The 24555-nt window shown below is 72.3% G+C and carries 25 protein-coding genes; 14 read left to right on the top strand and 11 right to left on the bottom strand.

What is annotated here, in order from left to right:
* From P4R38_RS02225 to deoC, 9 genes are read right to left on the bottom strand one after another with little or no spacing between them, the layout of a single operon-like run.
* A complete protein-coding gene (locus P4R38_RS02225) occupies positions 1 to 1296 on the bottom strand; it encodes a DUF58 domain-containing protein (protein ID WP_277190862.1) in 1296 nt (431 codons plus the stop codon).
* Complete coding sequence (locus P4R38_RS02220; RefSeq protein WP_275239712.1) at positions 1296 to 2336, bottom strand: AAA family ATPase; 1041 nt, start codon at positions 2334 to 2336, stop codon at positions 1296 to 1298. Before P4R38_RS02220 ends, P4R38_RS02225 begins: the two co-directional genes overlap by 1 nt.
* A complete protein-coding gene (locus tag P4R38_RS02215; protein ID WP_277190861.1) occupies positions 2333 to 3541 on the bottom strand; it encodes a DUF4350 domain-containing protein in 1209 nt (402 codons plus the stop codon). Before P4R38_RS02215 ends, P4R38_RS02220 begins: the two co-directional genes overlap by 4 nt.
* The gene (locus tag P4R38_RS02210) at positions 3538 to 4221 is read right to left on the bottom strand and encodes a DUF4129 domain-containing protein (RefSeq protein ID WP_277190860.1); all 684 of its coding nucleotides are present in this window, start codon (positions 4219 to 4221) and stop codon (positions 3538 to 3540) included. The genes P4R38_RS02215 and P4R38_RS02210 overlap by 4 nt, the downstream gene beginning before the upstream one ends.
* Before the next feature lie 6 nt (positions 4222 to 4227).
* Entirely contained in the window at positions 4228 to 5376 is a 1149-nt protein-coding gene (locus tag P4R38_RS02205) for a hypothetical protein (RefSeq protein ID WP_277190859.1), read from the bottom strand.
* A gap of 34 nt (positions 5377 to 5410) precedes the next feature.
* Positions 5411 to 6031: a uridine kinase family protein gene (locus P4R38_RS02200; RefSeq protein WP_275239706.1), complete on the bottom strand. Its 621-nt coding sequence runs from the start codon at positions 6029 to 6031 to the stop codon at positions 5411 to 5413.
* The gene (locus tag P4R38_RS02195; RefSeq protein WP_277190858.1) at positions 6028 to 6966 is read right to left on the bottom strand and encodes an aldehyde dehydrogenase family protein; all 939 of its coding nucleotides are present in this window, start codon (positions 6964 to 6966) and stop codon (positions 6028 to 6030) included. The genes P4R38_RS02200 and P4R38_RS02195 overlap by 4 nt, the downstream gene beginning before the upstream one ends.
* Positions 6963 to 8408: an aldehyde dehydrogenase family protein gene (locus P4R38_RS02190; protein ID WP_277190857.1), complete on the bottom strand. Its 1446-nt coding sequence runs from the start codon at positions 8406 to 8408 to the stop codon at positions 6963 to 6965. The genes P4R38_RS02195 and P4R38_RS02190 overlap by 4 nt, the downstream gene beginning before the upstream one ends.
* A gap of 11 nt (positions 8409 to 8419) precedes the next feature.
* Positions 8420 to 9385, bottom strand: coding sequence for a deoxyribose-phosphate aldolase (deoC, locus tag P4R38_RS02185; RefSeq protein WP_277190856.1), 966 nt, complete (start codon positions 9383 to 9385; stop codon positions 8420 to 8422).
* A 17-nt stretch (positions 9386 to 9402) separates the two neighbouring features.
* Here deoC and P4R38_RS02180 point away from each other — a divergent pair, with 17 nt between their 5' ends.
* Together P4R38_RS02180 and P4R38_RS02175 are read left to right on the top strand one after the other, a co-directional pair.
* Positions 9403 to 10062 carry a PH domain-containing protein gene (locus P4R38_RS02180; RefSeq protein WP_277190855.1) on the top strand — a complete coding sequence of 220 codons (660 nt, stop codon included), beginning with the start codon at positions 9403 to 9405 and terminating at the stop codon, positions 10060 to 10062.
* 228 nt (positions 10063 to 10290) lie between these two features.
* On the top strand, positions 10291 to 11259 hold the full coding sequence (locus P4R38_RS02175; RefSeq protein ID WP_277190854.1) for a hypothetical protein: 969 nt from the start codon (positions 10291 to 10293) through the stop codon (positions 11257 to 11259).
* 137 nt (positions 11260 to 11396) lie between these two features.
* On the opposite strand, the gene P4R38_RS02170 is transcribed toward P4R38_RS02175, so the two are convergent.
* On the bottom strand, positions 11397 to 12134 hold the full coding sequence (locus P4R38_RS02170; protein WP_277190853.1) for a GntR family transcriptional regulator: 738 nt from the start codon (positions 12132 to 12134) through the stop codon (positions 11397 to 11399).
* Positions 12135 to 12295: 161 nt separating this feature from the next.
* Between P4R38_RS02170 and P4R38_RS02165 the strand changes: the two genes are divergently transcribed.
* From P4R38_RS02165 to P4R38_RS02125, 9 genes are read left to right on the top strand one after another with little or no spacing between them, the layout of a single operon-like run.
* Entirely contained in the window at positions 12296 to 13309 is a 1014-nt protein-coding gene (locus tag P4R38_RS02165; RefSeq protein ID WP_277190852.1) for a Gfo/Idh/MocA family protein, read from the top strand.
* Positions 13306 to 14181 (top strand): TIM barrel protein, encoded by an 876-nt coding sequence (locus P4R38_RS02160; RefSeq protein ID WP_277190851.1) that lies wholly within the window; start codon positions 13306 to 13308, stop codon positions 14179 to 14181. The genes P4R38_RS02165 and P4R38_RS02160 overlap by 4 nt, the downstream gene beginning before the upstream one ends.
* A gap of 23 nt (positions 14182 to 14204) precedes the next feature.
* Complete coding sequence (gene iolC, locus P4R38_RS02155) at positions 14205 to 15131, top strand: 5-dehydro-2-deoxygluconokinase (RefSeq protein ID WP_409201230.1); 927 nt, start codon at positions 14205 to 14207, stop codon at positions 15129 to 15131.
* Entirely contained in the window at positions 15128 to 16012 is an 885-nt protein-coding gene (locus tag P4R38_RS02150) for a class I fructose-bisphosphate aldolase (RefSeq protein ID WP_277190849.1), read from the top strand. The genes iolC and P4R38_RS02150 overlap by 4 nt, the downstream gene beginning before the upstream one ends.
* Positions 16009 to 16929, top strand: coding sequence for a 5-deoxy-glucuronate isomerase (gene iolB, locus P4R38_RS02145; protein ID WP_277190848.1), 921 nt, complete (start codon positions 16009 to 16011; stop codon positions 16927 to 16929). Before P4R38_RS02150 ends, iolB begins: the two co-directional genes overlap by 4 nt.
* The gene (iolD, locus tag P4R38_RS02140) at positions 16926 to 18887 is read left to right on the top strand and encodes a 3D-(3,5/4)-trihydroxycyclohexane-1,2-dione acylhydrolase (decyclizing) (protein ID WP_277190847.1); all 1962 of its coding nucleotides are present in this window, start codon (positions 16926 to 16928) and stop codon (positions 18885 to 18887) included. The genes iolB and iolD overlap by 4 nt, the downstream gene beginning before the upstream one ends.
* Before the next feature lie 40 nt (positions 18888 to 18927).
* Positions 18928 to 19926 (top strand): substrate-binding domain-containing protein, encoded by a 999-nt coding sequence (locus P4R38_RS02135; RefSeq protein WP_277190846.1) that lies wholly within the window; start codon positions 18928 to 18930, stop codon positions 19924 to 19926.
* Positions 19927 to 19930: 4 nt separating this feature from the next.
* On the top strand, positions 19931 to 20995 hold the full coding sequence (locus P4R38_RS02130; RefSeq protein ID WP_277190845.1) for an ABC transporter permease: 1065 nt from the start codon (positions 19931 to 19933) through the stop codon (positions 20993 to 20995).
* Positions 20992 to 21825 (top strand): ATP-binding cassette domain-containing protein, encoded by an 834-nt coding sequence (locus P4R38_RS02125; RefSeq protein WP_277190844.1) that lies wholly within the window; start codon positions 20992 to 20994, stop codon positions 21823 to 21825. Before P4R38_RS02130 ends, P4R38_RS02125 begins: the two co-directional genes overlap by 4 nt.
* A gap of 177 nt (positions 21826 to 22002) precedes the next feature.
* Here P4R38_RS02125 and P4R38_RS02120 read toward each other — a convergent pair whose 3' ends face one another.
* Positions 22003 to 22584 (bottom strand): TetR family transcriptional regulator, encoded by a 582-nt coding sequence (locus P4R38_RS02120; RefSeq protein ID WP_277190843.1) that lies wholly within the window; start codon positions 22582 to 22584, stop codon positions 22003 to 22005.
* 54 nt (positions 22585 to 22638) lie between these two features.
* Here P4R38_RS02120 and P4R38_RS02115 point away from each other — a divergent pair, with 54 nt between their 5' ends.
* Genes P4R38_RS02115 through P4R38_RS02105 form a run of 3 tightly spaced genes read left to right on the top strand, consistent with a single transcriptional unit; the run spans position 22639 to position 24511 of the window.
* Complete coding sequence (locus P4R38_RS02115) at positions 22639 to 23241, top strand: biotin transporter BioY (RefSeq protein WP_275239687.1); 603 nt, start codon at positions 22639 to 22641, stop codon at positions 23239 to 23241.
* A complete protein-coding gene (locus tag P4R38_RS02110; protein WP_275239685.1) occupies positions 23238 to 23924 on the top strand; it encodes an energy-coupling factor ABC transporter ATP-binding protein in 687 nt (228 codons plus the stop codon). The genes P4R38_RS02115 and P4R38_RS02110 overlap by 4 nt, the downstream gene beginning before the upstream one ends.
* On the top strand, positions 23921 to 24511 hold the full coding sequence (locus P4R38_RS02105) for an energy-coupling factor transporter transmembrane protein EcfT (RefSeq protein ID WP_277190842.1): 591 nt from the start codon (positions 23921 to 23923) through the stop codon (positions 24509 to 24511). Before P4R38_RS02110 ends, P4R38_RS02105 begins: the two co-directional genes overlap by 4 nt.
* Positions 24512 to 24555: the final 44 nt, after the last annotated feature.

Below are 24555 nucleotides of genomic sequence, written 5' to 3'. Positions count from 1 at the left end.
TCAGAGCAGACCCTGGGACTTCAGCAGCAGGTAGTGATCGGCCAGTCGGACCGGGAGCGACTCGGGGTCGGCGTCGATCACGGTGACGCCCAGCCGGGAGAGCGCCTCGCCGGTGCGCTCCTTCAGCGCGATCGAGCGCTCGGCGGCGGCTGCGTCGTACGCCTGCGGGGCGTCCTCCCGCCGTTGCGCCATCGCCGAGACCGAGGAGTCGGCGACCGAGGCGACCACCACCCGGTGGTGCTGGACCAGGCTCGGCAGGACCGGGAGGAGGCCTTCCTCGATCGCGGCGGGCTCCAGCGGGGTGAGCAGGACGACGAGCGCCCGGCGCCGGGACAGGGCGTTCACCGCGCCGGCCAGCCGGGACCAGCCGGCCTCGACCAGGGCCGGCTCCAGGGGAGCCATCGCGGTGACCAGCTCGTGCAGCAGCTGGTTGCGGTCGCTGACACCGGTGATCCGGGTGTGGATCCGGCGGTCGCCGGCGAGCAGCTGGACCCGGTCGCCGGCGCGGGACGCGAGCGCGGTCAGCAGCAGGGCCGCGTCCATCGCCGCGTCCAGCCGGGGCACGTCGCCGACCCGGCCCGCGCTGGTGCGGGAGGTGTCCAGGACCAGGACGATGCGGCGGTCGCGCTCCGGCTGCCAGGTCCGGACCACCAGGGTGCGGCGCCGGGCCGTCGCCCGCCAGTCGATGCTGCGGACGTCGTCGCCGTCGACGTAGTCGCGTAGCGAGTCGAACTCGGTGCCCTGGCCGCGGGTGCGCACGGCCGAGCGGCCGTCGATCTGGCGCAGCATCGCCAGCCGGCTCGGCAGATGACGGCGTGAGTGGAACGGCGGGAGGGACCGGACGTACCCGGGCACCGGGCGCGACCGCTGCCGCGCGGCGACCCCGAGCACGCCCAGGCTGCGAACGGTGACCAGGTCGGAGCGCCGGTCCCCGCGGCGGGTCGGACGCAGCGTCGTGACGAACCGGCGCTGCTCACCGCCGGGCAGGTCGAGCCGGTGCCGGTCCCCGGTCGCGCCGGCCGAGGGCTGCCAGGCGTCGCGCAGCCGGCCGCGCAGCCGCCGGCCAGCGGTGTTGCGGACGGTGAGGTCGGTGGTCACGGACTCGCCGAGGCGCACCTGCGGGTCGGGCGAACGGGTGATGACGAGCCGGCGGGGGCTGACGGCGGTGAGCAGGTCGAACCCGATCGCGACGAGGACGAGCAGCACCCACAGCAGGACCGTCCGGCCGCTGGGCCACAGCGCCACCGGCACCACACCGAACGCGGTCAGCAGGACCGCCCGACCCGTCAGCGCCATCAGCGGGGGACGTGGACCGACGCGACCGCGGAGTCGAGGACGCTGCCGACGCCGACGCCTTCCAGCTCGGCCTCCGGGCGCAGCGACAGGCGGTGCGCCAGCGTCGCGTGCACAAGGGCCTTCACGTCGTCGGGCGTGACGTAGCCGCGGCCGTTCAGCCAGGCCCAGGCCCGCGAGGTCGCGAGCAGCGCCGTGGCACCGCGGGGCGAGACACCGAGGGCGAGGGACGGCGACTGCCGGGTGGCGCGAGCGATGTCGACGATGTAGCCGGCGACCTCCGGGGAGACCTGCACCTGGCGTACGGCGGCGGCACCGGCGGCGAGGTCGTCGGGCCCGGCGACGGCCCGAATCCCGGCCGCGGCCAGGTCGCGCGGGTCGAACCCGCTCGCGTGCCGCTGCAGCACCTCCAGCTCGTGGTCGCGCTGGGGCAGCGGCACCGTGACCTTGAGCAGGAAGCGGTCCAGCTGCGCCTCGGGGAGGGGGTAGGTGCCCTCGTACTCGACGGGGTTCTGGGTCGCGGCCACCAGGAACGGGCTGGGCAGGGCGCGCGGCTCGCCGTCGACCGAGACCTGCCGCTCCTCCATCGCCTCCAGCAGCGCCGACTGCGTCTTGGGCGGCGTGCGGTTGATCTCGTCGGCGAGCAGCAGGTTGGTGAAGACCGGCCCGGGCCGGAACGCGAAGTCCGACGAGCGCGCGTCGTACACCAGCGAGCCGGTGATGTCACCGGGCATGAGGTCCGGGGTGAACTGGACCCGTTTGGTCTCCACGGCCAGGCTCGCCGCGATGGAGCGCACCAGCAACGTCTTGGCGACGCCGGGCACGCCCTCGAGCAGGACGTGCCCGCGGGCGAGCAGCGCGATGATCATGCCGGTCACCGCGGCCTCCTGGCCGACCACCGCCTTCGCGACCTCGCGCCGGACACCCAGCAGGGCCTCGCGGGCGTGGTCGGCCTCGGGTCGGGGCGGCGGGGGCGGGCCGTCCGCCCGGCGGGAGCCGGACGGCGGTGCCTGGGGACCGGCGTACGACGCGTGGTCACTCATCGGTGTCGGACCTCTTTCTCGAGCTGGCTGAGCTGGTTCGCGAGCTGGACGAACGCGTCCTCGGTGGCCGGTCCGGCGCCGTACAGCAGGTCGTGCAGCGCGCGCGGGTCGCGTCCGGTCGTGGCGGCGGCGTTCTCGACGAGGGCCGCCGGTCCGGCGCCGCGTGGCACGCCTAGGTAGCGCGTCAACCGCCGGCGGGTACCGGCGCGCAGGACCGCGGAGGCGCGGTCGCGGTCGCCGGCCCTGCGGTAGAGCCGTCCCCTGCTGCGGGTGGTCTCGTTGGCCCGGACGACGACGGGCAGGGGCTCGTTGACCAGCCGGCCCAGCCGACGGCCGCGCACGAGCATCAGCACCAGGACCGCCAGCGCGAGCACGACCGTGACCGGGGCGAGCCAGGCCGGGAACACCGGCTCCTCGGCATCGGCGAGGTCGACGTCCGAGGGGCTCACCGACCACCAGACCAGCCGGGGCGAGTGCCCGAGGGTCCGCAGCCCGACGGCCGCGTTGTCGGCGTCCCGCACATCGGCGTTGCGGATCGTCTCGGTGCTCCCGAGCAGCACCACCTCGGGGCGATCGGCGGTCCGGGGGAGGACGGCGAGGTAGCCGCCGTTATCGCCGCCTGCCCCGAAGCCGCCACCCGGCCGGAAGCACACGGCGACGTCGGCGCCGGACGTCGGGTCGTACCGCTCGTCGCCGCCACCGACCGACAGGCCACGGGCCACCGGCGCATCGCAGGCCGCCGGCGTGGAGCCGCCGAAGCCCGTGCCGCTGCGCCGGGAGAGCGGTGCGTCGAGCGCCGTGAGGGCCCGGCTCCCCGGGGCGACGAGCACCAGCCGGTCGGCGCTCCCGGCCGTCCGCAGGAGCTCGCGCCACATCGCGGTCGTCATCAGCGACCCGCGGGTGACGACGACGGTCGTGGACGCGTCGATCCGCGCCCCCTGCAGCGCGTCGCGAGTGCGGACGGGAGTGACGTCGACGCCTTGCTGGTCGAGGACCCGGGCCATGGCCTGTCCGCCGGCGGGCGCTGGGTTGTCGGGATCGAGCGGGATGCCGGTCGTGCGGGTCCCGAGCAGCAGGAGCGTGGCGAGCCCGGCGACGACTAGGGCCGCGAGCACGCCCAGCAGCGCCCGCTTACGGGGGAGGCGAGGTCGGGGCCGCGGCTCGGATCCGGCCGTGCCGCTCGCGGGCGCCAGCGTCGCGGTCATGGCGCCCACCGGCCCGGCGCGACCAGCCCGTCGTCGGACGGGCTGTCGGTGTGCGTGGGACGACGGTGCCGCAGCCGCTCCTCGAGCGCCCGCATCCTGGCGGACCCGGTCGCATCGACCCGCTGCTCGCCGTAACGGACCCCGTCGAACACGTCACCGGCCACCCGCAGGGCCGGGGCGTCGCCGGGGAAGAACCGGCCCAGCGCACCGGCGAGCTCGTGGGCCGTACCGCCCGGGCGCTCGTCGAGCAGGGCCCGCTCCTCGCCGGTCCGTACGAGCGCGCGGAACCAGTCGAGCGTCGCGGCGGCGTGGTCGCCGGCGGCCTCGGCCTGAGCTGCCCGCCTGCGGTAGTCGGCGGCCGACAGACCGGTCTCGGTGAGGACGGCCTCGGGCTCGGCCGACTCCCGGGCCAGCCGTCCCCGGCGGGCGCGCGTCGCGGCGTACGCGACCACCGCCACGATCGCGGCTGCGGCGACCAGGATGAGGATCTGCCCGAACAGCGAGGCCCCGGAGGCGGCCGCCCGGTCGACCCGCTCACCGATCCAGTCCTGCAGCCGCTCCAGCAGGGTCCGGTGCTCGCCGTACGGCAGCTTGCGCAGCTCGGTGCGCAGCAGCTCACGACCCTGCGCACCGGAGGGGTCGAGGGGAGGGTCGGCGGGCAGCAGCCGAGGGAGGGTCATGCGGGCTCAGCCGGACTGCGAGGCGGCCATCAACGTCACGTCGAGGGCTTCCTTGCGGATGCGCTGGTCGAGGTACAGCAGACCGACGACACCGGCGATGAACGGGGAGACGACGGTGTTGATCACCAGCTGCACCAGCTGGGTGCCGACGAGGAAGCCCACCGATGGCAGCGCCTCCGGGTCCTCGAACGTGGACACCGACAGGGCGATCGCGAACGGGATGAAGACGACCGAGCTGATCACCGAGGCCAGCACGTGGGCCAGCAGCGTGATGCCGAACACCCGCCACCACTGGCCCCGGGTGAGCGCCCACGACCGCTTCAGCGCCGCGACGGGGGACTGCCGCTCCAGGACGACGCAGGCGCTGGCGAACGACACCTTGACCCAGCCGAACACGAGGGCCAGGAACGCGAGGATGCCGCCCACGACGCCGATCAGGACGCCGAGCCACTCGACCACCAGGTAGCCCAGCACGGCCAGCAGCACCACCGCCGCGACGAGGACCACCACCGCGAGCAGGATGAGCAGGTTCAGGCCGATGAGGGCCAGCAGCCGGCCCTTGACCTTCGACCACGCACCGCCGATGGAGAGCCGGCGGCCGAGCACCGCGTCGGCCAGCACGACGGTGAGCATGCCGGTGAGGGCGATGCCGCCGACCGCCTGCAGGATCGCGCCGCCCTGCTGGCTGCCGAGCGACACGGCTTCGCGCAGCGCCTCGCTGTCGCCCGGGTCCAGCTGGTCCAGGCCGAGGATCAGCGCGATCGCGGGCAGCGTGAAGATGAGCGAGACGACGAAGGAGAGTCCGAGGGTCGCGCCGGGGTTGCCCCGGATCGTCCCGATCGAGCCCTCGAAGATGTCGCCGAGGGACAGCGCACGCAGCGGGATCACGCCCGGCTTGGCCGCCATCCCCGGCCAGCCGCCCGGCCCGTACGGCGTCGGCGACCCGTACGGGGGAGCCGCGCCGTACTGCGGCCGCGAGTCCTGGGGAGCCTGGCCGGAGGGGCCTGGCGGCGGGTACGAACCGGGCGGCGGGTAGGGCCCGGGCGCCGGCTGGCCGTACTGCGGCTGACCGTAGGAGGCCGGGCCGTCCTGCGGGACGCGCTCGGGGGACCCGTCGGCGGGGTCGCCGGACGGACTGGTCCAGTTGCTGCTCACAAGGCCCCCAGCGTCGGTCGGTGCTGGCGCCACCCTAGCTGTCGGCACCCACGCACCGCCGGGCGTCCGCCTCAGCCTGGTGCGGGGTCATCGGCGTCGCGCCGAGCGCGGCCTGCTCGGCCACGATCGCGGGTTCGAGGCGGCACAGGCGCAGCCCACGGCGTACCAGCACCAGGGGCGGCTTCCGGCGCTCGGCGAGGTCACGCAGCAGCCGCCGCGCGAAGGTGACCCAGCGGTTCTGCCGGACGCAGTACGCCGCGGCGAGCAGGCCGTGCCCCGCGACGGGCCGGACGGCGTGCGCGGCGAAGATGCCCTCGGCGAGGACGACCGGCGCCGAGCCCGCCTCCACCACGCTCCGGCCGACGACGTGAGAGGTGGAGATGTCGTACTCCGGCACCTCGACCCGGCCGGTCCGGCACAGCTCCTCCAGCGCCCGGACCGCTCGGTCGAGGTCGAAGGAGTCCAGGTGGTCCCAGTCGGCGATGCCCATCTCGAGCATCGGCAGCGACGGGTCGTCGCCCTCCTTGTAGAAGTCGTCGAGCCGCACGACCGGCCAGCCGTGCTGCTGGGACAACCGGCCGGCGAGGCGGGTCTTGCCCGCGCCGCTCGGACCCGACAGCAGGATCACCCGCCGGGCCGGACCTGACCTGCTCACTGACCCTTGGGGTGCCAGACCGTCTTGGTCTCGAGGTAGGCGCGCACGCGCGAGAGGTCCGGCTGCTCGGCCCAGTCGGGCTCGACGGCGTCGGAGCCGCTGCCGGCCGGACGCAGGACGCGCTTGAGGTTGTCGGCGGCCTTGACCTCCAGGTCGGCCCAGTCGACGTCCGTCGCGTCGGCCGCTCCGGTGAGGTCGACGGCGTTGACGTCCCGGTGGGAGGCCAGCCACGGCGCCATCTCCGCGGTCCGTCCCGAGATGAGGTTCACGACGCCACCGGGGACGTCCGACGTCGCGAGCACCTCGCCCAGCGAGATCGCCGGCAGCGGCCGCTCCTCGCTGGTGAGGACGACGACGGTGTTGCCGGTGACGATCGCCGGCGCGATCACCGAGACCAGCCCGAGCAGCGAGCTGCCCTGCGGCGCCAGGACGCCGACGACACCGGTCGGCTCCGGGGCGGAGATGTCGAAGTACGGGCCGGCGACCGGGTTGAGGTTGCCCAGCACCTGGGCGACCTTGTCCGACCACCCGGCGTACCAGATCCACCGGTCGATCGCCTGGTCCACCAGAGCGTTCGCGCGCGTGCGGGTGACACCCTCGCTCGCGGCGACCTCGGCGACGAACTGCTCGCGCCGTCCCTCCAGCACCTCGCCCACGCGGTACAGCACCTGGCCACGGTTGTACGCGGTCGCGCCCGCCCAGCCGGCCTGCGCGCCGCGGGCCTTCACGACGGCGTCCCGCACGTCCTTGCGCGAGCCCATCGCGGCGTTCGCCAGGAACGCGCCCTTGGCGTCGCGGACCTCGTACGAGCGGCCCGACTCGCTGCGCGGGAAGGCGCCGCCGACGTACAGCTTGTAGGTCTTGCGGACGTCGATCCGCTTCGGCGCGGACGGCGTCGTCGCCTTGGCGGCCTTCTTCGTCTTGGCGGGGCTCACGCGCCCTCTCCCGTCTGCAGGTAGGCCTCGAGGCCGTGGCGGCCGCCCTCGCGGCCGTAGCCGCTCTCCTTGTAGCCACCGAACGGCGACGTCGGGTCGAAGCGGTTGAAGGTGTTCGCCCAGACCACGCCGGCCTTGAGCTGGTCGGCCATCCAGAGGATGCGCGACCCCTTCTCGGTCCAGATGCCGGCGGACAGGCCGTACGGCGTGTTGTTCGCCTTCGCGACGGCCTCCTGCGGCGTACGGAAGGTCAGGACCGACAGCACCGGGCCGAAGATCTCCTCCGTCGCGACACGGTGGGCCTGCGACACGTCGGTGAAAACGGTTGGTGCGAACCAGAACCCGCGGGTCGGCAGCTCGCACGGAGCGGTCCAGCGGGTCGCGCCCTCGGCCTCGCCCGCGTCCACCAGCTCGGTGATGCGCTGCAGCTGCGCCTTGGAGTTAATCGCTCCGACGTCGGTGTTCTTGTCCATCGGGTCGCCCACGCGCAGCGTCTTCATCCGGCGCTCGAGGCGACGGACGACCTCGTCCGCGACCGACTCCTGCACCAGCAGCCGCGAGCCGGCGCAGCACACGTGGCCCTGGTTGAAGAAGATGCCGTTGACGATGCCCTCGACGGCCTGGTCGACAGCGGCATCCTCGAAGACGATGTTCGCCGCCTTGCCACCGAGCTCGAGCGTCGCCCGCTTGCGGGTGCCGGCGATCGAGCGGGCGATGGCCTTGCCGACCTCGGTCGAACCGGTGAACGCGATCTTGTCGACGTCGGGGTGCTCGACCAGCGCCCGGCCGGTCTCGCCCGCGCCGGTCACGATGTTGACCACGCCCGGGGGCAGGTCGGCCTGCTGGCAGATCTCGGCGAACAGCAGCGCGGTGAGCGGCGTGGTCTCCGCGGGCTTGAGCACGACGGTGTTGCCGGTGGCCAGGGCCGGCGCGATCTTCCACGCGAGCATCAGCAGCGGGAAGTTCCAGGGGATGACCTGACCGACGACGCCGAGGGGGCGCGGCGACGTACCGAGCCCGGCGTACTCGAGCTTGTCCGCCCAGCCCGCGTGGTAGAAGAAGTGCGCCGCCGCCGTCGGCACGTCGACGTCGCGCGACTCCTTGATCGGCTTGCCGTTGTCGAGCGTCTCCAGGACCGCGAGCTCGCGGGACCGCTCCTGCATGATCCGCGCGATGCGGAAGAGGTACTTCCCGCGCTCGGCCCCGGACATCCGGCCCCACACCCGCGTCTGGGCGGCGCGGGCGGCCCGCACGGCGGCGTCGACGTCCGCCGCGCTCGCCTCCGCGATGTCGGCCAGGTGCTCCTCGGTCGCAGGGTTGATCGTCTTGAACGACGAGCCCGTCCCGTCGACGAGCTCACCGTTGATGAACAGGCCGTACGAGGAGGCCAGGTCGACGATGGCCCGCGACTCGGGCGCGGGGGCGTACTCGAACTTCGGCATCGTTGTCTTCTTCAGTCGATCGTCACGTAGTCGGCGCCGGAGTAGGCACCGGTCGCGAGCTTCTGGCGCTGCAGTTGCAGGTCGGTCAGGAGGCTGGAGGCGCCGAAGCGGAACCACTCCGGCGTGAGCCAGTCCTCGCCGGCGATCTCGTTGACCATCACGAGGTACTTGACCGCGTCCTTGGTGGTCCGGATACCGCCCGCCGGCTTCACCCCGACCATCTCGCCGGTGAGCTCGCGCCAGTCGCGGACGGCCTCGAGCATGATCAGCGTGACCGGCAGTGTCGCGGCGGGCGAGATCTTGCCCGTCGAGGTCTTGATGAAGTCCGCACCCGCGAGCATCGCCAGCCAGGACGCGCGCCGGACGTTGTCGTACGTCACCAGCTCGCCGGTCTCGAGGATGACCTTGAGGTGGGCCTGGCCGCAGGCCTCCTTGGTGGCGACGATCTCGTCGAACACCTGCCGGTAGCGGCCCGACAGGAACGCCCCCCGGTCGATGACCATGTCGATCTCGTCGGCGCCGGCCTCGACCGCGTCCTTGGTGTCGGCCAGCTTGACGGGCATGCTCGCGCGGCCGGACGGGAAGGCCGTGGCCACCGCGGCGACGTGGATGCCGGTGCCCTTCAGGGCGTCCTTGGCGATGCCGACCATGTCGTTGTAGACGCAGACCGCGGCGACGTGCGGGGTGGTCGGGTCCAGCGGGTCGGGCGTGACGGCCTTGGCGCACAGCGAGCGGACCTTGCCCTCGGTGTCGGCGCCCTCGAGGGTCGTCAGGTCGATCATGCCGATGGCGGTGTCGATCGCCCACGCCTTGCTGGTGGTCTTGATGGACCGGGTGCCGAGAGCGGCGGCTCGTGCCTCACAGCCCACCTGGTCGACCCCGGGCAGACCGTGCAGCCAGGTGGTGAGGGACGCGTTGCTCAGGGACGACACCCCGAGCAGGTCCCGCGCCCGCGACGTTGCAGTGGTTGTGCTCACCGGTGCAGCCTATCCGCATGTCGAGCAGCTCAGATCCGGCCCAGCGGCCGCAGCGTCACGTCTTCAGGCAACGAGCGGCCCTCGGGGCGGGCGGCTTCCTGCTGCTCGTCATGGTGGTCGTCGTCGTCACCTCCCTCTTCGACCTGTCCCGTGGTTCGGTCGACGTGATCCTGTGGTGCACCGCGATCGCTCTCGTGGTGTGGGTGGTCCTGCTGCGGCCGTCGGTGCAGCTGACCCAGGGCGGCCTGGTCCTGCACAACCTGGTCCGTGACGTCCGGATGCCGTGGCCCCAGGTGGACATCGTGGAGAGCCGCTGGAACCTGAAGATCTTCACCCCGCAGGACCAGGGCTACTCAGCCTGGGCGATCTCCTCCCAGCGCCCGAAGCCCAACGTCGGAGGCAGCGGCGGCATGCTCGGCGGGCTCGGCGCACTGGGCCAGCTGCGGGGCTCGACCGGACGGGTCGCCACCGAGGCGCCCATCGGCCCGAGCGAGCGGGCGGGCTCGGCGGGTGCAGTCGCGGTCCAGGTCCAGCTGGCCCGCGAGGACTACGACCGCGCGGTCGGCGCGGGCGCCGTCGAGAAGCAGAGCGGCCCCGTGGTGGTGCGACCCGCCCTGGTCCCCATCCTCGCCCTCGCCCTTGCCATCGCCCTCGCCCTGTCCGCCCTCCTCACCTGACCCCGTCTCGTTCAGCCGACCGTCTCCCAGAGCCTTCCGCCAGCGGCAATCCTCCCGGGCAAAAGTTGGCGCCGGGCACAGGTATGCGTGTGCTGTCCGCCAGCTTTTGCCGGTGGGGCGGCAAAAGTTGGTGGCGGGCACAGGTATGCGTGTGCTGGTCGCCAGCTATTGCCGGGCCTGTGGATGGCGAGCGTCGCGAGGACCGACGGTCTGCCACCGTCAGCAGCCATGAGCCGATCGCGCCAGTTCGAGCCCCACATGCTGGTCACGAGCCGATCCCTGCGGGACGTCTCCCAGGAACCACGAGTCCTGCGCGACGAGCAGGGTGACAGGACCTGGACGATGGTCCGCCACGGGGTGTGCATCCGCTCGTCGGACTGGACGAGCCTCGGAACGGACGACCGGCATCGGGCGTTCGTCCACGCCTGCGCGCTGATGGCCCGCTCCGGGCTGCCCGTGTTCTCCCATTACTCGGCCGCTGCTGTCTGGGGCATCCCCGTGGCGGACCCGTGGCCGCGCAAGGTCCACGTCCTCGTCCGGGACAGCACCCGAGCAAGCCGGTCCGGCTTGGTGATCCGGCGCGAGGACGAGGAGTGCGCGTACGTCGAGCGCGACGGCCTGCGTGTCACGCCGCCCGCGCGTACGGTCCTGGACCTGACCCGCGACACCGGACTGCTCAACGGCCTCGTGGCTGCGGATCACGCCGTGCGGCACGGACTCTGCACTCGCCGCGAGCTGGTCGCCGAGGTCGAACGGGTCGCGCCAGGCACCCCGGGGCGCAGCGACTGTGGGCACCTGGTCGAGCTCGTAGACCCGGTCTCGGCCTCGCCCGGCGAGAGCCTGAGCCGGGGGCAGATGTTCCTGCTGCGCTTCCCGCGGCCACGGCTGCAAGTTCCTCACCATGACGGTCAGGGGCTCATCGGGTACGTCGACTTCCAGTGGGAAGGGGTCGTCGGCGAATTCGACGGCGCCTCCAAGTACGGGACGGATTTCGCGCAGACTCCGGAGGAGATGCAGGAGACCCTGGTGCGCGAGAAGGTCCGGGAGGATCGGCTGCGCGCGACCGGCACGAGGGTCGCGCGATGGCTGTGGGACGACGCCTTCGTCGGAGTCGGTATGGCCAGGGCTCTTCACGCTCAGGGAGTGCGCCAGTCGCCCCGGCGCATCTGGGTGGAAGGTGTGAACGTCTCCGCGTGACCCACGCGGCAGATCGTGGTGGTGGGCACAGGTATGGCTGTGCGGGCGGCCACGTTTTGCCGGAGGGCGCGGCAGATCGTGGTGGTGGGCACAGGTATGGGTGTGCCGGGGGCCACCTTTTGCCGGGGGAGGAGGGGTCAGCGCTCGTCGATGGTGACGTCGATCGTGTACGCGTCGGCGCGGTAGATGTGGTCGCCGTACTCCACGGGGTTGCCGGTCGCGTCGAACGCGGCGCGTGTCATCGTCAGCACCGGGTCGGTCGCCCGGAGGGCCAGCCGGCGCCGCTCGGGGGCGGTCGGGCGCCGGGCGCCGATGGTCTGGTGGGCGACCACCGGGCGGACGCCGCGCTCGCGCAGCACCGCGTACAGGCCGTCGCGCTCCAGCTGGGTGCGCGTGACGTCGCCGACGGCCGGCGGCAGCCAGTTGCGCAGGATCGCGAACGGCCGGTCGCCCGCGCTCCGCAGCCGGATCAGCGCGTGCAGCGGGGTGTCGGCCGGTACGCCGAGGGCACGCGCCGCCGTCTCGTCAGTGGCCGTACGCAGGTCGAGCACCGTCGTGGAGGGCGTCTCGCCGTGCCGCTGCAGGTCGTCGTACAGGCTGGTCAGCTCGGCGCGGCGATGGATCTGCCGGTTCGCCACGGTCGTGCCGAGGCCGCGCCGCCGCAGCAGCAGGCCCTGGGCGACGAGGTCCTGGATCGCGCGACGCACGGTGGGCCGGGAGAGGCCCAGCCGCTCGGCGAGCGCCAGCTCGTTCTCGAACGGGTCGCCGGGCTGCAGCCGGCCGGAGGTCACGGCCTCGCGCAGCTGCTCGGCGAGCTGGTGGTAGAGCGGCACAGGCGATCGCCGGTCCAGCGTCACCGGCACGCGATCCACCACCTGGGCAGGGTAGCGCCGCCCCGGCGCCCAAGGGCGGACAAGCAATTGTCAGGACATTTGCTTGACACGCCCGTCGGGCCCGCGTGAGCCTGGACGTCGGTACGGCGAGCCCGCGGCGCGCCGTACTCCTGAGCCATCCTGTGACAGAACGGAACTCCTCGATGCGGATCGGTCTTGTCGGTGTCGGGCGGATCGGCGCGTTCCACGCCTCGACGCTCCTCTCGCTCGATGCGGTGGACACGCTGGTGATCAGCGACGCCGACCAGGTCGCGGCGAAGAGAGTGGCGGCCGAGCTGGGCGCCGAGCAGGTGGCCGACGTCGACACGATGCTCGCCTCCGGGGTCGACGGGCTGGTCATCGCCGCGGCGACCCCCGCACACGCGCCGCTGCTGCGCCAGGCGCTGGCGGCGCAGGTACCGACGTTCTGCGAGAAGCCGGTGGCCCGGACCCTGGACGAGACACTCGAGCTCGCCCGGCTGGAGGCGGCGTCCGCAGTGCCGGTCCACATCGGCTTCCAGCGGCGCTTCGATGCCGGCTACCGGGAGGTCCGGCGGGCGATCGGCGCGGGCGAGCTCGGCTTCGTCCACACGATCCGCGCCAACACCCACGACGAGATGCCGCCGCACGCGTCGTACATCCCGACCAGCGGTGGCATCTTCCGCGACTGCAACGTGCACGACTTCGACGCGATCCGGTTCGTGACCGGTCAGGAGGTCGAGTCGGCGTACGCGACCGGCGGCAACAAGGGCGAGCGCTTCTTCGTGGACGCCGGCGACGTCGACTCCGGTGCGGCGCTGCTGCGGCTCGTCGACGGCACGACCTGCCTGGTGTCGTCCACCCGTTACAACGGCGCCGGCCACGACGTCCGGCTGGAGGCGATGGGCAGCCGCGCGACGCTGACCGCGGGGCTGGACGACTCGCTCGCGATGCGTTCGGCGCAGGACGGCGTGACGTTCCCGCCCGGGCCGGTGCACCGCACCTTCATGGACCGCTTCCTCCCCGCGTACGTCGCCGAGCTGACGGCGTTCGCCGACGTCGTACGTGGCGAGCGGCCGTCGCCGTGCACGGTCGCGGACGCCCTGCAGGCCTTCCGGGTCGCGGAGGCGTGTGACCGCTCGTGGCGGGAGGGGCGGGAGGGGCGGGTGGTTCCGATGAGCGAGGTGCCGGACCGGTGAGCGCCCTGGGCGACCGCGTGGCCGCCGCACCCATCTCGTGGGGTGTGTCGGAGGTGAAGGGCTGGGGGGTCCAGCTCACGCCGGAGCAGGTGCTCGCGGCCGTCCGCGACGTCGGGCTGCGGGCCACCGAGCTCGGTCCGGACGGCTTCCTGGGCGACGACCCGGCCAGGACCCTGAGGGCGCACTCGCTGACGGCGGTGGCGCAGTTCGTGCCGGTGGTGCTGCACGACGAGACGATCGACCCGATGCCTGAGTTCGACCGAGCGGCAACGACCTTGGCGACTGTCGGTGGATCCACCCTCGTGCTGGCCGCGGTGACCAGAGCCGAGGGGTACGACGACCGGCCGGCGTGGTCGGAGGCGTCCTGGACGCGAGCGCTCGGCCTGCTCGACGAGCTCACCGCACGCGGCGCGGACCGTGGGGTGGAGGTCGCGATCCACCCGCACGTCGGGACGATGATCGAGTCCGGCCCGGAGGTCGACCGGGTGCTGGCCGGCTCGCGGGTGCCGCTCTGCCTGGACACCGGGCACCTGCTCATCGGCGGTACGGATCCGCTCGCCCTGGCCCGCGAGCACGGCGACCGCATCGCGCACGTCCACCTCAAGGACGTGCGCCACGACCTCCTGCAGCAGGTGCATTCCGGCGGCCTGGCGTACAGCACCGCGGTGGAGCGCGGCCTGTACGTGCCGCTGGGCGAGGGGGACCTGGACGTCGATGCGATCGTGGAAACCCTTGAGCAGCAGGGCTATTCAGGGTGGTACGTCCTGGAGCAGGACCGGGTGATGACGTCCACGGACCCGGGGGTCGCGACCTCGGACGTCCGCACGAGCCTGCTCGCCATGGAACGCCTCGACCAGGTGGTGCGACCGTGAGCGCGCCGTACGACGTCATCGCGATGGGCCGTGTCGGTGTGGACATCTACCCGCTCCAGCACCGGGTGCCGCTGGAGGAGGTGCGCACGTTCGAGAAGTTCCTCGGCGGCAGCGCGACCAACGTCGCCGTGGCGGCTGCACGTCACGGCCGGCGTACGGCGGTCATCACCCGCACGGGCGACGACGCCTTCGGGCGGTACGTCCACGCCGAGCTGCGCCGGCTCGGCGTCGACGACGCGTTCGTGAGCGCGGTGGCCGGACCTCCGACGCCGGTGACGTTCTGCGAGGTGTTCCCGCCCGACGACTTCCCGCTGTACTTCTACCGGTACCCGACGGCGCCGGACCTCATGATCGAGCCGAACACCCTGCCGCTGAACGAGATTCGCGATGCGGGCGTCTTCTGGTGCACCGTCACCGGCCTGAGCCAGGAGCCGTCCCGCAGTGCCCAGCACGCCGCGTGGGAGGCGCGCGGACGTCGTACGCACACGGTTCTCGACCTGGACTTCCGGCCGATGTTCTGGCCGGACCCGGAGGCAGCGCGTGCCGAGATCGACCGTGCACTTGCCCAGGTCACGGTCGCGGTCGGCAACCGCGAGGAGTGCGAGGTCGCCACGGGCGAGACCGACGCCGACCGGGCCGCGGACGCCCTGCTCGCCCGCGGCCTCGACCTCGCGGTGGTCAAGCAAGGACCGGACGGGGTGCTCGCCGCGACGCAGGAGGAGCGGGTCAGCCTGCCGCCGTTCCCGGTCGACGTGCTGAACGGGCTCGGCGCGGGCGACGCGTTCGGCGGGGCCTTGTGCCACGGACTGCTCGCCGGTTGGCCGCTGGAGCGCACGATCCGGCTCGCGAACGTCGCCGGCGCCATCGTCGCGTCCCGGCTGGAGTGCTCCACGGCCATGCCGACGACGGCCGAGATCGACGACGCGCTGGAGCGGGGTCGAGTCGCATGAGCCCGGATGTGCTGGCGGTCAACGAGATTCGCGCACGGCACCCCGAGCGCATCGAGGAACGCTGGTTGACTCGGCGTCGGCGACCGCTGCTGGGCGAGGACGGTCGGCTGCTGCTGGTCGCCGCCGACCACCCGGCGCGCAACGCGCTCGGGGTCCGCGACCGCCCGATAGCGATGAGTAGTAGGTCAGAGCTGCTGGACCGGCTGCTCGCGGCCCTCGCGGTCCCCGGCGTGGACGGCGTGCTGGGCAGCCCGGACGTCCTGGACGACCTCCTGATGCTCGGCGCGCTGGAGGACAAGGTCGCCATCGGCTCGATGAACCGCGGTGGGCTCCAGGGCGCGGTGTTCGAGCCCGACGACCGGTTCACGGCGTACGACGTCGAGACGATCGAGCGGCTCGGCCTCGACGGCGGAAAGGCGCTCCTGCGGGTCTCGCTGGACCATCCCGGCACGGCGGCGACCCTCGAGGCGACGGGTCGGGCGGTGAGCCGGCTGGCGGGTATCCGGCGCCCGATGATGATCGAGCCCTTCCTGGCACGGGTCGAGGACGGACGCCTGGAGAACCAGCTGGACCCCGACTCGGTGGTCCGCTCGATCGGTGTCGCGTCCGGGCTCGGTGCGCCGAGTGCGTACACCTGGCTGAAGCTCCCAGTGGTGGCGGAGATGGAGCGGGTGATGGACGCGACGACGCTGCCGACCCTGCTGCTCGGCGGTGACCCGCACGGTGCGCCGGACGACACGTACGCCTCCTGGGCGAAGGCGCTGCGGCTGCCGTCCGTGCGCGGCCTGGTGGTGGGGCGAGCGCTGCTCTACCCGCCGGACGACGACGTCGAGGCGGCGGTACGGACGGCCGTCGGCCTGGTCCGAGGTGATGTGTCGTGACCGGCACCGGCCGGGACAACGAGCGGTGGGTGCTGCCGCTGGGTTCCGCTGCTGCACAGGACTTCTCGGTCTCGGTGACGGACGACCGAGATGACTGGACGCACACCAGTCTCCGGGTGGCCGACCTGCAGCCCGGTCGGTCGGTGAGCATCGACCTGCCGACGACCGAGGTCGTGGTCGTGCCCCTCCGCGGCAGCGTCACAGTGGTCAGCGAGATCGGCGCCAGCAGCGAGACGATCGAGCTCGCAGGACGCGAGTCGGTGTTCGCCGCTCCGACCGATGTCGCGTACGTCCCCGCCGGGGGCCGGCTCACGCTGACCGCGGCCGGCGACGCCAGGGTCGCGCTGTGCGGAGCCGAGGTGGGCGAGTCGGGCGACCGGAAACCACATCACCTGCCCGCCTCCGACGTCCCTGTCGAGCTGCGCGGCGCCGGGCAGGCGAGCCGGGAGGTGCGCAACTTCGGCACGCCGGACGTGCTGGACGCCGACCGCCTCATCGCCTGCGAGGTACTGACGCCGGCCGGGAACTGGAGCTCCTACCCGCCCCACAAGCACGACGAGGAGCGGACGGGCGTCGAGACCGAGCTGGAGGAGATCTACTACTTCGAGCTCGCGACGGACGGCGCGCGCGAGCGGGCGGACCCCGTCGGCTACCAGCGCGTCTACGGCACGGAGGAACGCCCGATCGACGTCCTGGCCGAGGTGCGGACCGGCGACGTGGTGCTGGTGCCGCACGGCTGGCACGGGCCGGCGACCGCGCCACCCGGCTACGACCTGTACTACCTCAACGTGATGGCCGGGCCCGGCGCCGAGCGGGCGTGGCTGATCTGCGACGACCCGAGCCACGCCTGGGTACGCGAGAGCTGGGAAGCCGGGACGATGGACCCCAGGCTGCCGTTCGGAGGAGGCACGCGATGAGACTCACGGTCGGGCAGGCGGTCGTCCGCTTCCTGGGCCAACAGGTGACCGAGCGGGACGGCGAGACGCACCGCGCGTTCGCCGGGTGCCTCGGCATCTTCGGCCACGGGAACGTCGCCGGCCTCGGCCAGGCCCTGCTGCAGGACGAGCGCAGCGGCATCCCCGCGCTGCCGTACGTGCTGGCCCGCAACGAGCAGGCGATGGTCCACACCGCCGTCGCGTACGCCCGCGCCAGGACCCGGATGCAGATGTGGGCGTGCACCGCCTCGGTCGGCCCCGGCTCGACCAACATGGTCACCGGTGCCGCGCTGGCGACGATCAACCGGCTGCCCGTCCTGCTGCTGCCGAGCGGCACCTTCGCGACGCGCGCCACCGGCAGCGTCCTGCAGCAGCTGGAGTCACCCGTCGCCGGCGATGTCACCGTCAACGACGCGCTGCGGCCGGTGTCTCGCCGGTTCGACCGGGTGAGCCGCCCCGAGCAGCTGCCGAGCGTGCTGCTGGAGGCGATGCGCGTCCTCACCGACCCGGTGCAGACCGGCGCGGTCACCATCGCGCTCCCGCAGGACGTGCAGGCCGAGGCGTACGACTGGCCGGACGACCTGTTCTCCGAACGGGTCTGGAACATCGGCCGCCCGCCGCCCGAGCCGTCCCAGGTGCAGCTCGCGGCCGACCTGATCCGACGTGCCGAGCGTCCCCTGATCGTCGCCGGCGGGGGAGTGCACTACAGCGAGGCCGAGGACGCCCTCGACGCGCTGAGCCGCGCCACCGGCATCGCGGTCGCCGAGACGCAGGCCGGGAAGGGCTCGCTGACGCACGGCCATCCATTGCTGCTGGGCGCGATCGGCTCCACCGGGACGAGTGCCGCCAACGCGGTCGCGCGCGACGCCGACGTCGTGATCGGTGTAGGGACGCGCTGGACCGACTTCACCACCGCATCGCGGACGGCGTTCCAGCACAAGCGAGTTCGCTTCATCAACATCAACGTCGCACGGTTCGACGCCGACCAGCACAGCGGCCTGCCGCTGGTCGGCGACGCCCGGGAGACCCTCACGGCGCTCACCCGGGCGCTGGACGGCTACCGCACCGAGACCGCCTACGGCGAGCAGGTCGCGCGCGAGTGGGCGGCGTGGGACGAGCAGGTGGAGGCGACGTACCACCCGCCGGCCGAGGTGACCGACCGGCTCGACGACGGCGTCCTCACTCAGGGCCAGGTGATCGGCGCCGTCAACGAGCTGAGCGACCCTCGGGACGTGGTCGTGTGCGCGGCCGGATCGATGCCCGGCGAGCTGCACCAGCTCTGGCGGGTCCGTGACCGTGGCGGCTACCACGTCGAGTACGGCTACTCCTGCATGGGCTACGAGATCCCCGGCGGTCTCGGCGTCAGGCTCGCCTGCCGCAGCCGTGACGTGTTCGTCCTGGTCGGCGACGGCTCGTACCTGATGATGCCGAGCGAGCTGGTCACCGCCGTTCAGGAGCGGGTGAAGATCATCGTCGTCATCGTGCAGAACCACGGGTTCGCCTCGATCGGCGCGCTGTCGGAGTCGCTGGGCTCGCAGCGGTTCGGCACGCAGTACCGCTACCGCAGCGGCAGGGGGCGGCTGGACGGCGACCACGTACCGGTCGACCTGGCCGCGAACGCCCGCAGCCTCGGCGCCCACGTCGTGGAGGTGGCCTCGGTCGAGGAGCTGCACGTCGCCGTCCGCGACGCGAAGGCCGCTCCGGCGAACGGCGGTCCGTTCGTGATCCACGTCGTCACCGACCCGCTCGTGCCCGGGCCCGACAACGGCGCCTGGTGGGACGTACCCGTCAGCGAGGTCAGCGACCTGGAGAGCACGCAGACGGCGTACGCGGAGTACGTCGAGCAGCGGAAGCAGCAGCGGCCACTGCTCGCGCCGACCCGTCCCGGCGTGGATCCAGCGCAGCGAGGCCGGACGGGCCAGACTGAACGGGACAGCTGACTCGCCCCGACACCGCGGTGGGGCCGAAAGGACGACAACCATGAGCAGGCGTACCCGAAGAGCCACCGCAGCGGTCGTGACGACGTTGCTGGTGGCGTCCGTCGCCGCATGCAGCTCCACCGGAGGACGCAAGGCCGTCGAGGACGCCGAGCGCGCCCGCAGCGCCGGCAAGGCGAGCACCCCCACGATGACGATCGCGCTGGTGACCCACTCCGGCCCGGGCGACACGTTCTGGGACATCGTGCGCAAGGGCGCCCAGGACGCCGCGGCCAAGGACAACGTCCGGCTGCAGTACACCGCCGATCCCGACGGCGCCAAGCAGGCGAACCTCGTCCAGCAGGCCATCGACAAGAAGGTCGACGGCATCGCGCTCACGCTGGCCAAGCCGGACGCGATGCAGGGTGTCGTCAAGAAGTCCATCGCCGCCAAGATCCCCGTCGTCGCGCTCAACGGCGGCCTGGACCGGTGGAAGGCGATGGGCGTCACCTCCTACTTCGGGCAGGACGAGAAGATCGCCGGTCAGCAGGCGGGCGACCGGATGCTGAAGGAGGGCGCCAAGCACCCGGTCTGCGTCATCCACGAGCAGGGCAACGTCGGGCTGAACGACCGGTGCGCCGGCGTGAAGCAGAAGGTCCCGGCCACCCAGCTGCTGTACGTGGACGGCAAGTCACCCGCCAGCATGCAGACCGCGATCACCTCCAAGCTGCAGCAGGACAAGGCGATCGACTACGTGCTGACCCTCGGCGGTCCGATCGCGCTCGTCGCGGTGCAGTCCAAGTCCAGCGCGGCCAGCAAGGCCAAGGTCGTCACCTTCGACACCAGCCAGGACCTGATCAACGCCATCAAGGGCGGGACCGTCGAGTGGGCCGTCGACCAGCAGCCGTACCTGCAGGGGTACCTCGCGATCGACCAGCTCTGGCTGCTCAAGACCAACGGCAACACCGTCGGCGGCGGGCAGGCCGTGCTGACCGGACCGGCCTTCATCGACAAGGGCAACGTCGCCGCGGTCGAGAAGTTCGCGGCCAGCGGGCGTCGGTGACGCGATGAGCACCGTGAGCACCTCCTCGACCCCGCCCGCGGCGTCCTCGGCCGCCGTCGAGGACCGCGTGGCACCCCGTACGGGGGCGGTCAAGCTGCTGCGCCTCCCGGAGATCGGTGCGCTGCTGGGCGCCGTCGCCGTCTGCGTCTTCTTCCTGATCGTCGCCTCGGCGTTCCGCAACGTCGACAACGTGGGCACGATCCTCTACGGCGCCGCGACGATCGGGATCATGGCGGTCCCGGTCGCGCTGCTGATGGTCGGCGGCGAGTTCGACCTGTCCGCCGGCGTGGCCGTGACCAGCTCGGGCCTGGCCGCATCGCTGCTGGCCTGGTACTTCAACTTCCACGTGTGGTTCGCGGTGCTGCTGGCGCTGGTGGTCTCCCTGCTGATCGGGCTGTTCAACGGGGTGATGCTCAACCGCACCGGCCTGCCGTCGTTCCTGGTCACCCTCGGGACGTTCTTCATCCTGCAGGGCGTCAACCTCGGCATGACCAAGGTCGTCACCGGCAACGTCGCCTCCAACAACATCAGCGACATGCAGGGGTTCGACTCCGCCAAGAACGTGTTCGCGTGGGAGACGTCCATCGGGTCGGTCGCGATCAAGGCGCCGATCGTCTACTGGCTCGTGATCACGGTGATCGCGGCCGTGGTGCTGCGCAAGAGCCGGTTCGGCAACTGGATCTACGCCGTCGGCGGCGACTCCGACGCGGCCCGGGCGGTCGGCGTACCGGTGCGCGGCGTCCGCGTCGTGCTCTACCTGTTCGTCGGGTTCTGCGCCTGGCTCGCCGGGATGCACCTGCTGTTCGAGTTCAACACCGTGCAGTCCGGGGACGGCGTCGGCAACGAGTTCATCTTCATCATCGCCGCGGTGGTCGGCGGCTGCCTGCTGACCGGCGGGTACGGCTCGGCGATCGGCGCCTCCCTCGGGGCGCTGATCTTCGCGATGACCCAGCTCGGCATCAACTACGCCGGCTGGAACCCCGACTGGTTCAAGACGTTCCTCGGCGTGATGCTCGTCCTCGCGACGCTGGTCAACGTGTGGGTCAAGAAGAAGGCGGACGCCCGATGAGCACTGCGACCGAGGACACCATGCCCACCCACGAGAGCGGTCCGACAACGGAGATCGTCCGGCTGGTCGACGTCGGCAAGGCGTACGGCAACGTGACGGCGCTGCGGGAGGTGAACCTCTCCGTACGGCAGGGCGAGGTGACGTGCGTGCTCGGCGACAACGGCGCCGGCAAGTCGACGCTCATCAAGATCATGTCCGGGCTGCACGACTACGACGCCGGGCAGATGTACGTCAATGGCGAGCTGAGCCACTTCTCCTCGCCGCGGGAGGCGCTCGGTGCGGGGATCGCCACGGTCTACCAGGACCTCGCGCTCGCGCCGCTGATGTCGGTGTGGCGCAACTTCTTCCTCGGCAACGAGATCCGGCGCGGGCCGCTGCGGCTGCTGGACAACAAGCGGATGGAGCAGGTCACCGGCGAGGAGCTGACCCGGATGGGGATCAGCATCCCGGACCTGGACCGCCCGGTCGCCTCGCTGTCGGGCGGTCAGCGGCAGTGCATCGCCATCGCGCGGGCGATCCACTTCGGCGCGAAGGTGATCATCCTCGACGAGCCGACCGCGGCGCTCGGGGTGAAGCAGTCCGGGGTGGTGCTGAAGTACATCGTCCGGGCGCGGGACGCGGGCCTCGGCGTCGTGTTCATCACGCACAACCCGCACCACGCGTACCTGGTCGGCAACCACTTCGTCGTGCTGAAGCTCGGCCGGATTGCTCTGGACGAGGAGCGCGAGGACCTGACGCTCGACCAGCTGACGGCCGAGATGGCCGGCGGCGACGAGCTCGCCGAGCTGAGCCACGAGATCCGCCAGATGGATGCAGCGGCCGACCGCTGACCCCGCCGGTTCCGCCAGCACCACCCGCTGGTTGAGCCGGGCGAGCCCGCTAGGGCGAGGCCGTGTCGAAACCCGGTGCCGTCCCGGGAGACTTGAGCGAACGTGTCACCTGGTTTCGACACGACCCTCGGCTGGCGCCTCGGTCCGGCTCAACCAGCGGGGGTGGCTCGGGCCGGCTCAACCAGCGGGGCGCGGGGCGGCTCGACCGGCGGTGGGGGCGCGGACGCCGGCGATGACGACGGACAGGGCGGCGGCGTACGCGGCGTCACTGTCGCCGAACCGGGCGGGCGCGGCGCCGTGCTCGGCCATCAACGCGTGCGACTGCTCATCGAAGGTGTAGCCGATCACGAAGTGCAGCAACGCATCTCGGGAGGCAGACGCGTGGGCGTGCGTGTGACCGCCGGCCTGCACGATCTCCACGATGCGCTTGCCGAGGTGGCTGGTGTCCAGGGAGGAGGCGCGGCTGGCGGAGACGACTTCGGCACCGTCGCGCTGGCCGAGCAGCGTCGTGCGCAGGTCGGTGGCGAGCTGGGTCAGCTGCCGGTCCCACCGCCGCCGCGACGACGGCTCCGGCACCCGGGCCAGCAGGTCGTCGGCCAGCTCGGCGAGCAGCGCCTGCTTGTTGGGGACGTGCCAGTAGAGGGCGCCGGGCTGGACGTCGAGCTCGGCGGCGAGCCGGCGCATGGTGAGGTCGGCCAGGCCGTACTCGCTCAGGATGCGCTGCGCCGCCGCGAGGATGTCCTGCCGCCGGATCGCCATGGCCGTCACCTTACGCGCGAGCCACGACCTATCCTGAACGGCGCAGGAGAAGGCATGTCCAGGACCACCCCGCGTGATCTCGCGCTCGTCGCGATGTTCGCCGCGCTCGTCGCCGTACTCGGCATGCCGGGCGGCATCTCGTTCTTCGGCTCGGTGCCCATCACCGCCCAGACCCTCGGCTTCATGCTCGCGGGCGCGATCCTCGGTGCCCGGCTCGGCGCGCTCAGCGTGATCGTGTTCGACCTGCTGCTCGCCGCGGGTCTGCCGATCGGAGCGGGCGGCCACGGTGGTCTCGCCGTCCTGACCGGACCCACCGGTGGCTACCTCATCGGCGCGATCCCCGGCGTCTTCCTCACCGGCCTGCTGGTGCAGCGGTTCGGCCGGCGCAACGCCGTCGCCGTCGCGCTCGCCTGCGTCGTCGGCTGCATGGGCGTGGTCTACCTCGTCGGCATCCCGTGGTCGGCCTGGCGGCTGGACTCCGGCCTGCTCGGCGTCGCCCAGAGCGCGGTCCAGTTCCTGCCCGGCGACCTCGCCAAGTGCGTCATCGCCGCGCTCGTCACGACGACCGTCGTCCGCGCGTACCCGCCGATCGAGACGATCGGCACCGACCGCGACGCGACCGCCGACCGCGAGCACGAGAGGGTCGACGCGGCTTGATCGAGCTGCGGGGCGTCAGCCACCGGCTCGGGCAGCGGCAGGTGCTGTCCGAGATCGACCTGACGCTCGGTGAGAGTCGGATCGGCGTCATCGGCGCGAACGGCTCGGGCAAGTCGACCCTCGCGCGCACGCTCAACGGCCTGATCCGCCCTGACCGCGGCACGGTCCTCGTCGACGGCCTGGACGCCGCCCGGCAGACCCAGCAGGTGCGCAGGCGGGTCGGGTTCATGTTCTCCGACGCCTCGGCCCAGATCCTCATGCCGACGGTCGCCGAGGACATCGCACTCTCGCTGCGCGACCTGCGCCTGGACGCGACGGAACGGGACGCGCGCCTCGCAGCCACCCTGGCGACGTACGGCCTGGAGGAGTACGCCGACCATCCGGCGCAGCTGCTCTCCGGCGGCCAGAAGCAGCTGCTGGCGTTCGCGGCAGTGCTGGTGCGGGAGCCACAGGTCCTGGTGTGCGACGAGCCGTCGACGCTGCTCGACCTGCACAACCAGCTGTTGCTGCGACGGACGATCGCCGGGCTGGCGCAGCAGGTGGTCCTGCTCACCCACCACCTCGAGCTGCTGGACGACTTCGACCGGGTGGTCGTCATGGACGCGGGTCGCGTGGTCCACGACGGGCCGCCGCCCGAGGCGGTCGCGTTCTACCGTGCGCTGATGGGGGAGCGGGTGCGATGACCGGCTACTACGTCGAGGGCGACTCCTGGCTGCACCGGCTGCGGACGTCGACCGCGCTCCTCTCCGCGCTCGCCGTCATCACCGTGCTCGGCGTCGTGCCGCGCTGGTGGCTCGTGGCCCCTGTCGCGGTGGCGCTGGTGCCGCTCTACCGGTCCGCCGGCTTGTGGCTGCGGCACCTGTGGCGAGGCCTGCGCACGATCCTGCTGCTGGCGGCCGTACTGGTCGCGTTCCAGGTGTGGTTGCAGGGCCCGCTGCGGGCGTTCGAGATCGCCGGTCAGCTCGTCGTCGCGGTCCTGGTCGCGAACCTGGTGATGATGACCAACCGCGTCACGGCGATGGTGCGCACGATCTCGGCCGTCGCGGTCCCGCTGCGCCGCTTCGGTGTCCGCCGCGAGCGCGCCGAGCTGCTGCTGGCGCTGACGATCGGCTGCATCCCCCGGGTCGCGGCCGCCATGAGCGGAGCGCGTGAGGCCGCCGTCGCCCGCGGCGTCCGCCCACGCCTGGTGACCGTGGTCCCGGCGGCGCTCGTCACGATGGTCCGCGAGGCCGACGAGATCGGCGACGCGATGGCCGCCCGCGGCCTCTGACCCGTCCCGCGAGTCCCGTCTGCTCGGCCATCCATGCAGGGCCG

It is taken from the genome of Luteipulveratus flavus, from assembly GCF_029439465.1.
Taxonomy (GTDB): domain Bacteria; phylum Actinomycetota; class Actinomycetes; order Actinomycetales; family Dermatophilaceae; genus Luteipulveratus; species Luteipulveratus flavus.
The sequence above is the reverse complement of the archived record's forward strand: the minus strand, read 5'-3'. Positions and strand labels throughout refer to the sequence as shown.